This is a genomic window from Mycobacterium colombiense CECT 3035, from assembly GCF_002105755.1.
Taxonomy (GTDB): Bacteria; Actinomycetota; Actinomycetes; order Mycobacteriales; family Mycobacteriaceae; genus Mycobacterium; species Mycobacterium colombiense.
On record NZ_CP020821.1, the window covers coordinates 1,063,036 to 1,076,690 of the forward strand.

At 66.6% G+C, this 13,655-nt stretch carries 13 protein-coding genes and 2 pseudogenes; 6 read left to right on the top strand and 9 right to left on the bottom strand.

Translation table 11 applies throughout. The features are described from left to right. Positions 1-62: 62 nt before the first annotated feature. From B9D87_RS04870 to B9D87_RS04890, 5 genes and pseudogenes are all read right to left on the bottom strand, one after another. Entirely contained in the window at positions 63-1,526 is a 1,464-nt protein-coding gene (locus B9D87_RS04870) for an FAD-dependent oxidoreductase (RefSeq protein WP_007775764.1), read from the bottom strand. A 187-nt stretch (positions 1,527-1,713) separates the two neighbouring features. Next, the gene (gene bphC / locus B9D87_RS04875) at positions 1,714-2,622 is read right to left on the bottom strand and encodes a biphenyl-2,3-diol 1,2-dioxygenase (RefSeq protein ID WP_007775762.1); all 909 of its coding nucleotides are present in this window, start codon (positions 2,620-2,622) and stop codon (positions 1,714-1,716) included. A gap of 12 nt (positions 2,623-2,634) precedes the next feature. After that, a complete protein-coding gene (locus tag B9D87_RS04880; protein WP_007775760.1) occupies positions 2,635-3,819 on the bottom strand; it encodes an acyl-CoA dehydrogenase family protein in 1,185 nt (394 codons plus the stop codon). Between the two features lie 147 nt (positions 3,820-3,966). After that, positions 3,967-4,764, bottom strand: a complete 798-nt coding sequence (locus B9D87_RS04885; RefSeq protein WP_007775759.1) for a mycofactocin-coupled SDR family oxidoreductase — start codon at positions 4,762-4,764, stop codon at positions 3,967-3,969. Beyond that, a pseudogene (locus tag B9D87_RS04890) lies at positions 4,764-6,397 on the bottom strand (flavin-containing monooxygenase). Before B9D87_RS04890 ends, B9D87_RS04885 begins: the two are co-directional and overlap by 1 nt. 130 nt (positions 6,398-6,527) lie before the next feature. Between B9D87_RS04890 and B9D87_RS04895 the strand changes: the two are divergent. The 6 genes and pseudogenes from B9D87_RS04895 (at position 6,528) to B9D87_RS04920 (ending at position 9,872) form a co-directional block, all read left to right on the top strand. After that, complete coding sequence (locus B9D87_RS04895; protein ID WP_040631770.1) at positions 6,528-6,830, top strand: 2Fe-2S iron-sulfur cluster-binding protein; 303 nt, start codon at positions 6,528-6,530, stop codon at positions 6,828-6,830. A 6-nt stretch (positions 6,831-6,836) separates the two neighbouring features. Beyond that, a complete protein-coding gene (locus B9D87_RS04900) occupies positions 6,837-7,682 on the top strand; it encodes a mycofactocin-coupled SDR family oxidoreductase (RefSeq protein ID WP_007775750.1) in 846 nt (281 codons plus the stop codon). Positions 7,683-7,720: 38 nt separating this feature from the next. Continuing rightward, positions 7,721-7,909, top strand: a pseudogene (locus tag B9D87_RS27920) (SDR family NAD(P)-dependent oxidoreductase); the annotation flags it as partial. 43 nt (positions 7,910-7,952) lie between these two features. Next, positions 7,953-8,453 (top strand): nuclear transport factor 2 family protein, encoded by a 501-nt coding sequence (locus B9D87_RS04910; protein ID WP_007775748.1) that lies wholly within the window; start codon positions 7,953-7,955, stop codon positions 8,451-8,453. Between the two features lie 14 nt (positions 8,454-8,467). Further along, a complete protein-coding gene (locus B9D87_RS04915) occupies positions 8,468-9,229 on the top strand; it encodes a hypothetical protein (protein ID WP_238553498.1) in 762 nt (253 codons plus the stop codon). 40 nt (positions 9,230-9,269) lie between these two features. Next, positions 9,270-9,872 carry a PaaI family thioesterase gene (locus B9D87_RS04920; protein ID WP_007775746.1) on the top strand — a complete coding sequence of 201 codons (603 nt, stop codon included), beginning with the start codon at positions 9,270-9,272 and terminating at the stop codon, positions 9,870-9,872. A gap of 13 nt (positions 9,873-9,885) precedes the next feature. Here B9D87_RS04920 and dmpG read toward each other — a convergent pair whose 3' ends face one another. Genes dmpG through B9D87_RS04940 form a run of 4 tightly spaced genes read right to left on the bottom strand, consistent with a single transcriptional unit; the run spans position 9,886 to position 13,525 of the window. Further along, the gene (gene dmpG / locus B9D87_RS04925) at positions 9,886-10,947 is read right to left on the bottom strand and encodes a 4-hydroxy-2-oxovalerate aldolase (protein ID WP_007775745.1); all 1,062 of its coding nucleotides are present in this window, start codon (positions 10,945-10,947) and stop codon (positions 9,886-9,888) included. Next, positions 10,944-11,864, bottom strand: a complete 921-nt coding sequence (locus B9D87_RS04930) for an acetaldehyde dehydrogenase (acetylating) (RefSeq protein WP_007772459.1) — start codon at positions 11,862-11,864, stop codon at positions 10,944-10,946. Before B9D87_RS04930 ends, dmpG begins: the two co-directional genes overlap by 4 nt. Before the next feature lie 10 nt (positions 11,865-11,874). After that, on the bottom strand, positions 11,875-12,660 hold the full coding sequence (locus tag B9D87_RS04935; RefSeq protein ID WP_007771595.1) for a 2-keto-4-pentenoate hydratase: 786 nt from the start codon (positions 12,658-12,660) through the stop codon (positions 11,875-11,877). After that, entirely contained in the window at positions 12,647-13,525 is an 879-nt protein-coding gene (locus tag B9D87_RS04940) for an enoyl-CoA hydratase (RefSeq protein ID WP_007771594.1), read from the bottom strand. The genes B9D87_RS04935 and B9D87_RS04940 overlap by 14 nt, the downstream gene beginning before the upstream one ends. Positions 13,526-13,655 lie beyond the last annotated feature (130 nt).

A 13,655-nucleotide genomic window follows, 5' to 3' on the forward strand; every position in this document is an offset into this window, starting at 1 on the left:
CCACACGAACAATCGCCGCCGGACATGGTCGTGTCCGACGGCGATCAAGAAGTGGGTGCTGGTCAGCCCTTGGCTGCCGAGCGGCCGGCGCGGCGGCCGTAGAAGCTGCCGTCACCGAGCGAGACACCGCTGGCGTAGCCCCAGGCGGCGAGCCCGGCGGTGCAGCGGCCGGCGGCGAAGAGCCCCGGGATCGGTTCGCCGCTGACGTGCAGCACCTCGGCGTCCAGGGTGGTCGCCAGCCCGCCCAGGGTGAAGCCGCCGGTGTTCTCCCGCAGGTCGACGGCGCCGACGGGGGAGCCGATCGGCTTGATCCACTCCGGCTTCTTGTGCAGCAGCGGATCCTCGCCGCGGGAGGCACCCTCGTTGTACGCGGCCACGGTCGCCTGCAGTGAGCCCGGCGGCAGCCCCATGTCGCGTTCCAGGTCGGCGACGGTGTCGGCCACCCACGTCGCCGGGCGCAGCATGAACTTCGGCGACCACGACGCCATCGCCTCCTCCTGCGCGTCGCCGTCGATGATCAGATAGGCGACGTTGTCCTGCTGGTAGAGGGTGAGCTGCCCGATCCGGCCCGGGTAGGTGTCCTCGGCGACGTAACGCTGGCCGCGGCCGTTGACCAGGATTCCGCGCACCAGCTGCTGCGGGTCGATGAAGATCGCGACCTCGGTGGCGTCCATGTGCGCCAGGTCGGCGCCCAGCGCCTGCGCCATCCGGATCGCCTGACCGTCGTGCTGCTCGATGGAGGCGGCGGGCCGGCCGGCGATCCGCGGCGCGTAGCGCTGGACCATCGCGTCGTTGTAGGCGAAGCTGCCCGTCGCCAGCACCACCCCCGACCGCGCCCGGATGTTCATCTCGCTGCCGTACTTTCGGGCGCGGATGCCGACCACCCGGCCGTCGGATTCGGTGATCAGCCGCTGCACCCGCAGGTCGTACAGGGCCCGGGCGCCGGCCGCGGTCGCGGTTTCCACCAGCGGCTTCATCAGCATGTAGCCGGCGCTGGCCTCGCCCTGCTTCTTGTTCTGCATCTGCGGGACGTGCCCGCGCGGCGCGGGGGAGGCGATGGTGTTGAACGGGAACGAGTTCTCGCCGCCGCTGTACATCAGTCCCTGATCGCCCATCGGCTCCCAGCCGGGCTCGGAGAAGAACTCGGCCTTGAAGGGGACGCCGCACCCGACCAACCAGTCGAAGTGCGCGACGCTGCCGGCGCAGTAGTCGGCGATCCTGTTCTCGTCGGCGCCGGGGCCCATCGCGACGTTGAGGAAGGCCGCCATGTTCTCGACGGAATCGTCGAAGCCGCAGGCCTTTTGGATGGGGGTGCCGCCGCCGAGATAGATGAAGCCTCCGGCCATCGCCGCCGCGCCGCCCCAGGACCCGGTGCGCTCCAGCACCAGGACGTCGGCGCCGGACCGGGCCGCTTCCACCGCCGCCGCCGCACCTGCGACCCCGTAGCCGGCGATGACGACGTCGGCCTCGTCATCCCACGAGGCGATCGTCGACGCCGCGACCGGCGTCACGTCCCATTCGGTCATGTGTCTTCGAAGTCCCTTCTGCCACTTCCGTCAGCGGGAAGTGGGATATGGCGTTGTGCCCGCCTCCGAGCGACAACGCGGGTCCTTGATCGGTGCGTCTGTACGTTGTCGCTCAGAGGCAGGCACATTGCCACATGTCCGAACTGTGTGACGCACGAGGTTTCACGGCGCGCCGGGGACATGGCCGTCACATTCGCATAGCCGCGGGCATTTCGCCGACCCACTGGTGGCCCCAGTAACTGTCGGCAGTGATTTCCTCTGCGGTGTAATAGGTTTCGTCCACCCGCATCCCGTCGGTGCCGAATTCGATGTCCCAGTCACCGGGGGCGCGGACGTAGAACGAGACCATCTTGTCGTTGGTGTGCCGCCCGAGGGTGGACGACAGCTGGAAGCCCTCGGCGTTGACCCGGTCCAGCGCCTGCCCCACGGCGTCCAGCGTGTCGACCTCCACCATGATGTGCACCAGGCGCGGGTCGCGCTGGTGTGCGGCCGGCACGATCGCCAGGCTGTGGTGTCGCTCGTTGATGCCCAGGAACCGAACCCGCACCGGGCCGAACTCTTTCGGCAGCGGCACCCGGAACGCGCCGCGGGCGCGGAAGCCCAGCACCTCGGTGTAGAAGTCGAAGAGCCCGTTGGGGTCGGTGGCCGGCACCACCACGTGGCCCATGCCCTGATCGCCGGTGACGAACTTCGCGCCGAACGGCGTGACGACCGGGCTGTGGTCGAGCACCGCGCCGTGGAACACCTCCAGCGTGGTGCCGGCGGGATCCTCGAACGTGATCACCTCTTCGACGCGGCGCGCCTCGGCCTCGTCGGGGGACAGCTGCTTGTACGCCACGCCGGCGCGATCCAGTGCGGCCTGCACCCGCTGCAGCGCCGGGTGATCGCGCACCTCCCAGCCGACGGTCAGCACCCGGTCGGTCTCGCCCGGCACCACGATGAGCCGGGCCGCGCGCTCGTCCATCCGCAGATACAGGGCGGACTCGTCGGGTCCTTTACCTTCGGCGAATCCCAGCATGCCGAAGGCGAACTGGCGCCACCGGTCGATGTCGTTGGTCGCAATGGTGATGTAGCCCAGGCTTTTCAGGTCGGTCACGTTCACACCCTCCTAGATCAGCGCCCGCAGCGGACCTTGCGGCGGGTCGACGCCAAGGGAACTCAATGCGGCCGCGTGGTAAATCGTGCCCGGGACATGGATCGCGTGCATTTGACCGACGTGGACGTCGCGCCAATAGCGCTGCAACGGTTTGTCCATCCGCGAGGCGTTGCCGCCCGAGCGGGCGAAGATCTCGTCGACCGCGGACACCGCGCGCCATACCGCGCGCACCTGCGTGCGCCGCCCGGCCGCGCGGTCCGCGAACGACACCTCCTTGCCGGCGGCGACCATGTCGTAAATGCGATCCGCGTTGGCCAGCAGCTCCTGGCGGGCGGCGTTGATGTCGGCGGCGGCCTCGCCGATCGCGTGCATGACGTAGGGGTCGTCCTTGATTGCGGTCCCGGTCGCGCCGACGCGTTCGCGCTGGTAGTCCAGGTGTGCGGCCAGCGCGCCTTCGGCGATGCCGATCGTCGCGGCCGAGATGCCCAAGGGGAACATGGTCGACCACGGCATCAAATACAGCGGCTCGGTCATGCCGGCCTCTCGCTGCGCGGTGCCGTCCATCACCTTGGTCGCGTCCATGGTCCGGTAGGTCGGCACGAACGCGTCTTTGACGATCACGTCCTTCGACCCGGTTCCACGCAGCCCCACCACATTCCACGAGTCGTCAACGATCTCGTAGTCCTTGCGCGGCAGGATCATGTGCAGCATCTGGGGTGGCATCAGCGGTTTGCCCTCGGCGTCGCCGAGCATCGCGCCCAGGATGATCCAATCGCAATGGTCGGTCCCGGAGCTGAACTGCCAGCGGCCGTTGAAGATGTAGCCCCCGTCGACGGGCTTGGCCACGCCCTGTGGTGCGTAAGGGGACGCCATCCAGGTGTCGACGTCGTCGGCCCAGATCTCGGCGGCGACCTTCGGATCGGCGTAGGCCAACTGGTAGGGGTGCACGCCGACCACGCCGACGATCCAGCCCGCGGCCGGATCCAGCGCCGCGGTGGCCATCGTCGTCTCGGCGAACTCGCGGGGATGCGCCTCGAAGCCCTGATACTGCTTGGTCTGCAGCAGCCGGATCAGGCCGGCGCCCTTCATCAGCTTGACGGTGTCGTCGGTAAGGCGACCGATTTGCTCGGCCGTCGGCGCCTGCTCGCGCAATTGGTCGGCCATCTCGACGACCCGGTCAAGTACCCGCTCGCTCATGTCATCGTCCTTACGTGTGTGGGCTTATGAATGGTTTACCGCACTCGGCGCGGCGACTCGCCGGTGATCCCGATCAGCGGGCGAAATTGGGTGCGCACCAAGCTCCGGTCGTTGCAACTCCGTCGACGCACGCTCGACGAACATCTCTTACGCCTTCGCCAGCAAGCCGGCGTCGACCACGATCTGGGTGCCCGTGATGTACCGCGCCTCGTCAGAGGCCAGGAACACCACGGCATTGCTGACGTCGGCGGGTTCCACCCACGGCACGGGGAGCAGGTGCCTGGCGGTGAGCACTTCGGCGGCGTCGGCCGCGGTGGGGCTTTCCAGGTCGGGCCGCAACCGTTTGAAGGTTGTCTCATTGAGCACCATCGCCGTCCCGACCGCTCCGGGATGCACGGTGTTGACCCGGATGCCGCGCGGTCCCAGCTCGTTGGCGAGCGTGCGGGCCAACCCCACCACGGCATGCTTGCTGGCGGTGTAATGGGCGCTGTTCGCCGTACCGCGAATCCCGTTGGTGGAGCTGATGATCACGATCGACCCATTGTCGCCGAGATGCGGAGCGGTGGCCTTGACGGTATGCCAGACGCCGGTCAGATTGACGTCCAGCACCTGCTGCCAGCTGTCCGGCGTTATTTCCCAGGTCGGCGCCCCCGGCGGATGGATGCCCGCGTTGGCGACGACGACATCGAGGCGCCCCAGGGTGCTCACGGCCGCGTCCACCGCGGCCGTCAGGGCCGCGAGGTCGCTGACATCGGCCAGGCCGGTGGCGGCGCGGCTGCCGCGATCCACGACCGCGGCAGCGGTGTGCTCGAGGTCCGCGGCCGCCGCGGGCACATCTACCGCGATCACGTCCGCGCCGTGGTCGGCGAAGCGCTCGCAGTGGCTGCGGCCGGTGCCCCGCGCGGCACCGGTCACCAAAACCACACGACCGCGCAAGCCGGACATCATGGCTCCTTGATCAGCGAGAATCCCTTGTACCCGGCCTCGGCTACCTCGTTGCAGATGTCGAGATAGACGCCGAACCCGCCGATGAAGAGCATGAATACGCGTGGCTTGCCGGGCACGTTGGCTCCTAGATACCAGGAGTTGGCTTTGGTGAACAGGGTGGCATCGGCCCGGCGTGCACATTCGGCGCCCCAGTCGTCGACGGCGTCGGAAGTCGCCTCCGCTGCCACGTAGCCGTGGGCGTCAAGATAGCCGATACAGGCCGCGATCCAGTTCACGTTCGCCTCGGCGTGCAACACCATGTTGGCCAGCACGGCGGGCGCTCCGGGGCCCGAGATCAGGAACAGATTGGGGAATCCGTCGACCCCCATTCCCAGGTAGGTACGCGGCCCGTCGGACCAGTCGTCGCTCAAGCGCCTGCCCTCGCGGCCGACGATGTCGATCTTGCCCAGCGCGCCGGTCATCGCGTCGAATCCGGTCGCCAACACGATGGCGTCGAGGTCGTAATGAGCGTCGGTGGTGTTGATCCCGGTGGCGTCGATCGATTCGATCGGCGTCTTGCGCACGCTGACCAACTTCACGTTCGCCCGGTTGAAGGTCTGAAAATAGTTGGTGTCGGTGCAGATTCGCTTGGTACCAATCGGATGGTCGTTCGGGATCAGCAGGTCGGCCAGCTGTGGGTCGTCGATGACCGCCCGCACCTTCTCCTCGTAGAACTTGCGTGCTTCCTCGTTGGCGGCCGGGTCGGTCATCTGGTCGGTGAATGTCTTGGAGAACAGCACTCCGCCCAGTTGCCAGCGGGTCTCGAACGCCGCTCGCCGTTCCTCGGGGGTAGCCTCCATCGTCAGCTTCGGATGGGCGACGTGCGGTGATCCGCCCCGCTGCGCCATGACATCCGGCGCCGTTCCCCGTAATTGGCCTTCACCCGGTCGCGATCTTCGTCGGTGAGCGGCCGATTACCCGCCGGCACACTGTAATTCGGGGTGCGCTGGAAGACGTACAGTTGTGCGGCGCTTTCCGCGATGATCGGAATCGACTGGATCCCCGACGAGCCGGTGCCGATCACGGCCACCCGCTTGCCGGTGAAGTCCACGGATTCATGGGGCCACGACGCGGTGTGGTAGATCTGCCCGGTGAAGGCGTCCAGACCGGGGAAGGGCGGGGTCATCGCCGCCGACAGTGGACCGGTGGCCATCAGACAGAACCGAGCCGTGACGGATTCGCCAGTGTGGGTGGTCACCGTCCAGCGCAGATTTTGTTCATCGAGCACCGCCGATATCACGCGGGCGTTCAAGGTGATGCCGGGACGCAGGTCGAGTCGGTCGGCGACCCAGTTGATGTAGGCCAGAATCTCGGCTTGGGTGGCATACTTCTCCGACCAGTTCCACTCCTGCTGCAGCTCGTCGGAGAACGAATAGCAGTAGTCCACGCTCTCGACGTCGCATCGGGCACCGGGGTAGCGGTTGAAATACCAGGTGCCACCGACATCCGGGCCGGCTTCAAAGACGCGCACCGTCAGACCGTTCGATCGGAGTTTGTGCAGCGCGTACAGGCCGGCGAACCCCGCGCCGACGACCACAACATCCACGTCCGGTTCTGCATCCGCGGTCACGCGCCGATCGCTGCCACTCACAGCTGTCCACGGTAGATCTCGGAGGTCAGTGTCGGGTGCGGTATCCCGGTGACCGGACTCCGGCGTAGTCGTCTCCCAGCCATCGGAAACGGTGTGGCGGCCCAGCCGCTTGCCCGGTCAGAATCGCCGAATGCCGGAAGTCGCAGGACGCACAGGCGTGCAGGCCGCCACCGTCGAGGTGGATCTGGACGGTGAACTGCATCGTCTGCCGTGGCCGCGCGACAAGTCTCTGGTCGACACGATGCTCGACGCGGGAATCAACGTGCCACACTCATGCCGAGAGGGCCACTGCGGCTCATGCGTTGCGACGTTGATCTCGGGCGAGGTGGACATGGTCAGTTGTGACGTCCTGGGGCCGGAGGATCGCGCCGAAGGCCTGATCCTGGGCTGTCAGGCCCGTCCGGTGAGCGACGATGTCCGTGTCGTCTTCTGACGCCCGATGAACGCGGGTGCGGCCGGGCGGCTGATCGGCAAGGTCGCCTTGATCACCGGCGCGGCGCGGGGCATCGGCCGGGCGCAGGCCGTACGGTTCGCCGAGGAAGGCGCGGCCATCGTGGCGCTCGACCTGTGCGGGCCCGTCGACACCGTGATGGTCCCGCACAGCACACCGGCCGACCTCGAGCACACGGCCGGACTGGTCGCGGACATCGGCGGGCGGGTGCACACCGCACTAGTCGACGTTCGTGACCTCGATGGCCTTCAGGCCGCCATCGATCGCGGTGTCGATCGGTTCGGCGGATTGGACGCGGTATGCGCGACGGCCGGCATCACGTCGCGCGCGATGGCAGTCGAGATGGACGAAAGCGTCTGGCGGACCATGCTGGACGTGAACCTCACCGGCGTATGGCACACCTGCCGGGCTACCGCACCGCACCTGATCGCGCGCGGTGCCGGGGCGATGGTTCTGACGAATTCCATTGCGGGGCTTCGAGGTCTGGTCGGCGTCGCACACTACACCGCCGCCAAGCACGGGGTGGTCGGCCTGATGCAGACCCTCGCCCACGAACTCGCGCCGCACAATGTTCGGGTCAATTGCGTGCACCCGACCAACGTCGATACGCCTTTGATCCAGAACGACGTTGTGCGTAGCGCGTTTCGGCCGGACCTCGGCCGGCCCCCGACGCGAGCGGAGTTCGCCGAGGCGGCGCGGAATATGAACATGCTCCCCTTACCTTGGGTCGCCCCGCTCGATGTCGCCAACGCCGCACTTTTCCTGGCTTCCGACGAGGCTCGCTACATCACCGCCGCGACACTTCCGGTCGATGCGGGGGCCAGTCAGAGATAGGGAGAATCGGTGACCGACACTGCGAAGTACGGACCATCGTGCCGGGCGTTTCGGTTGCCGAACCGGTCGACGTCGCTCGCGAGGGGCTGGAGAACCTGGCCAATGGCCCGGTGTTCATCGCCGGTGGCAATGCCGCCGCTAGTCTCGGAAATCGTTGTGGCCCATTGCTATCCACCAGACATGTCCGCATGGAGTTTGCGGCAGGACGAGGCGGCCTTGCCGGGTGATCGAGCTCGCCCACGGGGGCTGGCCGGCGAAAGGAGACCAACCGTGATCGATGACGAACTGGTGGAGCGCCTGCGCAGACTCGAGGACGAACGCGATATCGCCCGGCTGATCGCGTCCTACGGTCCGGCGGTGGACGCCGGGGACGCGGACGCCGCGGCGCGGCTGTGGGCCACCGACGGCAGCTATGACGTCGAGGGCTGGCAGATGCGTAGTCAGGCCGACGTACACGCCATGGTGAGTTCGGCCGCCCACCAGAACCTGGTGGGCGGCGGCTGTTGCCACTTCATCGGGCCGGCTGTCGTGACGGTCACGGGCGATTCGGCGGTGGCGGTCAGCGAATCGCTGGTTCTGGTACGCGATGACGAGAGCTATCGGGTATGGCGTTCGACGGCTAACCATTTCGAGTTGCGCCGCACCGAGGAACGCTGGCGGATCACCAAGCGCACCAGTCGTGTCCTCGACGGCGATCCGGGTGCACGCGCCTTATTGATGGCAGGGCTGGCGGGTGCACCGGCACCGTTACCCGGGGCGGGGGAGATGTGAAGGACTGCCCGCTGGTGTTCTTCTCGTTTGTCGCGCTGGATGATCCAGATCCCGATTCACACCGCCGTTACAACGAATGGCATCAACTCGACCATCGCCCGGAGAACTTGGCACTGCCTGGCGTCGCGTGGGGAGACCGGTGGGCTCGCACTGCCGGATGCCGCGCCGAATCGATCGCAAGCCCCGAACATTCGGCAACCGACTACGTCGCCATGTACTGGTTTCGCGATCCGGTGGAGCGATCGGTACGGGAATGGGAGCAGCTCGGGCGCGACTCATTCGAGTGGGGGCGTGGACCCATGATTGCGGGAGTGCGCCGAACGCTCCTCGCGTTCTTCCGGCCCGTCAAGGGTTACGCCGCGCGTTCTGCTTTGGTGTCGCCGCAAGCCATTCCGTGTCGGCCCAACCGTGGGTTGCACCTCACGATGACGCGGTTCGCCGATCCGTTCGGCCCCGGTACACACCAGCATCACCGTTGGGAGGACCGCGTCTTGATCCCGGAACTGCTCGACATTCCGGGAGTGGCTGGGGTGTGGACGTTCTCGCTCGTTCGTCATCAGGACGATCGACTCGGGCTTCGGTCCCACGCACCGCCGGCCGGTAGCCCAGCGTTACGCATCCGCTTGCTCTATCTTGACGATGAACCGGTGGCGACCTGGGCCCGGGTGCGTGATCGGATCGGTGCCCCCGATATGCGGATACCGAACTCTGTGGTGCACGGAGACATCGTGATCAGCACACCACTGCACACGATAATCCCCTGGCAGGATTGGTAATTGGGCCGTCGTGGCGGGTTATGTGGGAAGGGTTGGTTCGATGGCGGCTGATGGCAATGGTGAGCAGGTGGCACCCGCCTATGAATCTCTGGCCGAATCGGTACGGCGACTCATCGATGCCACCATCCGCACCGAAGTCGACGCCAGCGTCGTCGCGCGAGCCACGGCGCAGGTCGATTCCGTGGTTGAGCAGCTGAGCCAAGTTCTGATGCCGTCCTCATTCGGGGTTCGCGACGGCGTCGACGGCCAATCGTCGGTATCGGGCAACGTCGCGATCGGCATGCGTAATCCCATCGCGCCGCCACTGGTGATTCATCACGAGGCCGACGGCGAGGTGTGGACCGAGATCGTGCTGGGCGCCGCCTATGAGGGCCCGCCCGGTCATGTGCACGGCGGGATGTGTGCCTTGATTCTCGACCACGTGCTCGGCGCAACCGCGCACCGGCCCGGGAGCCCGGCCTACACCGGCACGCTGACGGTGCGCTACGAGCGCGGAACGCGGCTGGGTCCGATACGAGCAAGTGCGCGGGTCGAGCGGGTCGAGGGCGCAAAGACTTTCGCGGTGGGACACATTGCCGACGGGCAAGGAATCACGGTCATCGCCGAGGGTGTGTTCATCATCCCCAAAACAGCCGTCCCATGATGGCCGCGGCCGGTCAGTGTGGGGCTGTGGCGCCGTTTTCTTGTTCGCGTTTGATTTCTAGGGCGATGTCGATGAGTTGGTCTTCTTGGCCGCCGATGAGTTTGCGCTGGCCGGCGCGGTGCAGGAGTTGGTGGGCGGGTACGCCGTAGCGTTCGGATTGGCGGATGGCGTGTTTGAGGAAGCTGGAATATACCCCGGAGTAGCCCATGATCAGGGCGTTGCGGTCGAGTAGGCACTCGGCGGGCATGGCCGGGGCGACGACTTCTTCGGCGGCGTCGGCGATGTCGAAGAAATCGATGCCGGTCTTGACGCCGATCTTGTCGAACACCCCGATGAGGGCCTCGACGGGCGCGTTGCCGGCACCGGCGCCGAACCGGCGGCACGAGCCGTCGATCTGCTTGGCCCCGGCGCGGACGGCCTCCACGCTGTTGGCCACCCCGAGCCCGAGGTTCTCGTGGCCGTGGAAGCCGACTTGGGCGTCGTCGCCGAGTTCGGCGACCAGCGCGGCGACCCGGTCACGCACGCCCTCGAGGACCAGCGCCCCGGCCGAATCGACCACATACACGCACTGGCAGCCGGCGTCGGCCATGATGCGGGCCTGGGCGGCCAGTTTCTCCGGTGAGATGGTGTGGCTCATCATCAAGAACCCGACGGTTTCTAGGCCGAGTTCGCGGGCCAGGCCGAAGTGCTGGATCGAGACGTCGGCCTCGGTGCAGTGCGTGGCGATCCGGCAGATCTCCCCGCCGTTGTTCTGGGCCTCTTTGATGTCTTCTTTGGTGCCCACCCCGGGCAGCATCAAAAAGGCGATCTTGGCCGCTGTGGCGGTCTGGGCGGCGAGCTTGATCAGCTCCTGTTCGGGGGTCTTGGAGAACCCGTAGTTAAAGCTCGACCCACCCAGGCCGTCGCCGTGGGTGACCTCGATGACCGGCACCCCCGCGGTGTCCAGGGCGGCCACGATCGCGCCCACTTCGTCTTTGGTGAACTGGTGGCGCTTGTGGTGGGAGCCGTCGCGCAACGACGTGTCGGTCAGCCGGATGTCCCAGACCGGATCGAAGAAAATGTCTTGGGTGCTCATGATTGCGCTCCTTTAGCCGTCGCGCTCAACGACTCTTTGGCGATCTGTTCGCCGACCTTGGTGGCCGCGGCGGTCATGATGTCCAGATTTCCAGCGTAAGGCGGCAAATAGTCGCCCGCACCCTCGACCTCGACGAACGTGGTGACCAGCGCCTGACCCCCCGAGTGCAGCGACGGATCGTCGAACTGGGGCTCGTTGAGCAACCGGTAGCCCGGCACATAGGACTGCACCTCGGCCACCACGTCATGGATGGACTGGGCGATCGCGGCCCGGTCGGCGTCTTCCGGGATGGCGCAAAAGATGGTGTCGCGCATGATCATCGGCGGATCGGCCGGGTTCAAGATGATGATCGCCTTACCGCGCTGGGCGCCGCCGATGGTCTCCACGCCTTTGCTGGTGGTCTTGGTGAACTCATCGATGTTGGCCCGCGTCCCCGGGCCGGCCGACAGCGACGCCACCGAGGCCACGATCTCGGCGTACGGCACCTCGACGACGCGGGAGACCGCGTACACGATCGGGATCGTGGCCTGACCACCGCAGGTGATCATGTTGACGTTGGGGGCGTCCACATGCGCGCGCAGGTTGGCCGGCGGGATCACCGCCGGCCCCACCGCGGCCGGCGTCAAGTCGATGGCCCGGATCCCGGCGGCCTCATACTTCGGCGCGGCGTCGCGATGCACATAGGCACTGGTCGCCTCGAACACCAGATCAGGCTTCTCAGGCTGGGCCAACAACCAGTCCACCCCCTCGTGGGTGGTCTCCAAACCCAGCTTGCGGGCCCGGGCCAAACCCTCACTGTCCGGGTCGATACCCACCATCCAGCGCGGTTCCAGCCACTCCGATCGCAACAACTTATAGAGCAGGTCAGTGCTGATATTCCCCGACCCGACAATGGCCACACTCGCCTTAGCCGGCATGAATCCTCCTCTATTCCAACGACAATCGGACCGAACCCAGCCCGGTAAACTCCGCGACGAACTCGTCACCGGGACGGGCGTCGATCGCCCGGGTGCAGGATCCGGGCAGCACCACGTCGCCCTTGCGCAGCCGCACACCGAAGCCGTCCACCTTGCGGGCCAGCCAAGCCACCGCGGTGACCGGGTTGCCCAGCACCGCGTCGGTCCGGCCTTCGGCGACCACCTCGCCGTTGCAGCGCAACACCGCGTCAATCCCCTTGACGTCGATGTCCTGCGGTGAAACGCGCGCCGCACCGAGCACGAAACCCGCCGACGAGGCGTTGTCGGCGATGGTGTCGCACAGTTCGATCTGCCAGTCGGTGATCCGAGTGTCGATCAGCTCAATCGACGGCACCAACGCCTCGGTCGCCGCCAACACATCGTCCTCGGTGCACCCCGCCCCCGGCAGATCCGCATTCAACACGAACCCCACTTCGACCTCCACCCGCGGGTACAGGTAGCGGTTCGCCTTGACCGGGGTGTCCTCGAACAACTGCATCTCGTCGAGCAGATGCCCATAGTCCGGCTCATCGACACCCATCATCTGCTGGATCGCCTTGCTCGACAGGCCCACCTTGTGGCCCAGCACCCGGGCCCCCTCCGCGACCCTCTGGCGGATATTGATCAGCTGAATCTCATAGGCGTCGACGACATCGATGTCCGGATGGGCCGCAGTAAGCGGGGCGATCGGCTCACCGCTCCGCTCGGCCTGCGCCAAGTCCGCAGCCAGCTCGTCACGCACCTCACGGCTGAGCATGGCACCCAGGCGCCTCGTCACCCGCCGAGGCCATGGCCTTGACATCCATGCCGCCAAGCGAGCCCATCCCGACTTCTGCATTGTGCGCGTGGGCGAGGTGATGCAGGCCGAAGACGGCGTCCATGCCGTTGCGTAACCCCATCTGATCCTCACACTGGTTGATCGATCGCTTCGTCAACGCCAGACCGAAGCGTGGCATCTTTGCGATATGCGCTGCGAGCCGCAGTGTTTCGCGTTCCAGCTCGAGACGCGGAACCACCCGGTTGACCATGCCGACCGCGTAGGCGCGCCGAGCGTCGAACCTGTCGCCGGTGAATAGGATCTCCTTGGCGAACCGTGGTCCCAGCACCCAGGGATGAGCGAAGTACTCGACGCCAGGGATGCCCATCCGCACGACGGGGTCGCTGAAAAAGGCGTCCTCGGCGGCCACGATCAGATCGCAGATCCAGGCCAGCATCAGGCCGCCGGCGATACAAGCGCCCTGCACCATGGCGATGGTGGGCTTGGGAATCTCGCGCCAGCGTCGGCACATCCCCAGGTAGACCTCCATTTCGCGGGCGAAGCGCTGATCGCCGCCCGGTTTGCCGACATGGTCCCACCACAGCACGGCGCGATTGTCGTAACTGACGTGGTGGTCGCGGCCGGGAGTCCCGATATCGTGCCCCGCGCTGAAATGCTCGCCGGCGCCCGCCAAGACGATCACGCTCGCCGCGTCGTCCTCGACCGCCCGTTGGAACGCGGCGTCGAGGGCATAGGTCATCGCCGAGTTCTGTGCGTTGCGAAATCGCGGACGATTCATGGTGATAACGGCAACGCCGGCGGTCACCCGGTAAGTGACCACTTCATCTTCGTTTGGTGCGTCCATCCGCTGCCTTCCCGCATGACGCTGTAAGTGCCGACCATCATCGATGCGGCTCGGCGGCGCATCGGGCTGGGTGTCCGCCCACCGGGAGCCATTCCGGTCACGGTCCAGGCGAACAGTGCGATGCCGCCGC

What these genes read in the sequence shown, in the direction of transcription:
- B9D87_RS04870 (WP_007775764.1), bottom strand. Translation starts at nt 1,526, where the DNA reads ATGACCGAATGGGACGTGACGCCGGTCGCGGCGTCGACGATCGCCTCG.
- B9D87_RS04880 (WP_007775760.1), bottom strand. Translation starts at nt 3,819, where the DNA reads ATGAGCGAGCGGGTACTTGACCGGGTCGTCGAGATGGCCGACCAATTG.
- B9D87_RS04885 (WP_007775759.1), bottom strand. Translation starts at nt 4,764, where the DNA reads ATGTCCGGCTTGCGCGGTCGTGTGGTTTTGGTGACCGGTGCCGCGCGG.
- B9D87_RS04895 (WP_040631770.1), top strand. Translation starts at nt 6,528, where the DNA reads ATGCCGGAAGTCGCAGGACGCACAGGCGTGCAGGCCGCCACCGTCGAG.
- B9D87_RS04900 (WP_007775750.1), top strand. Translation starts at nt 6,837, where the DNA reads ATGAACGCGGGTGCGGCCGGGCGGCTGATCGGCAAGGTCGCCTTGATC.
- B9D87_RS04920 (WP_007775746.1), top strand. Translation starts at nt 9,270, where the DNA reads ATGGCGGCTGATGGCAATGGTGAGCAGGTGGCACCCGCCTATGAATCT.
- dmpG (WP_007775745.1), bottom strand. Translation starts at nt 10,947, where the DNA reads ATGAGCACCCAAGACATTTTCTTCGATCCGGTCTGGGACATCCGGCTG.
- B9D87_RS04930 (WP_007772459.1), bottom strand. Translation starts at nt 11,864, where the DNA reads ATGCCGGCTAAGGCGAGTGTGGCCATTGTCGGGTCGGGGAATATCAGC.
- B9D87_RS04935 (WP_007771595.1), bottom strand. Translation starts at nt 12,660, where the DNA reads ATGCTCAGCCGTGAGGTGCGTGACGAGCTGGCTGCGGACTTGGCGCAG.
- B9D87_RS04940 (WP_007771594.1), bottom strand. Translation starts at nt 13,525, where the DNA reads ATGGACGCACCAAACGAAGATGAAGTGGTCACTTACCGGGTGACCGCC.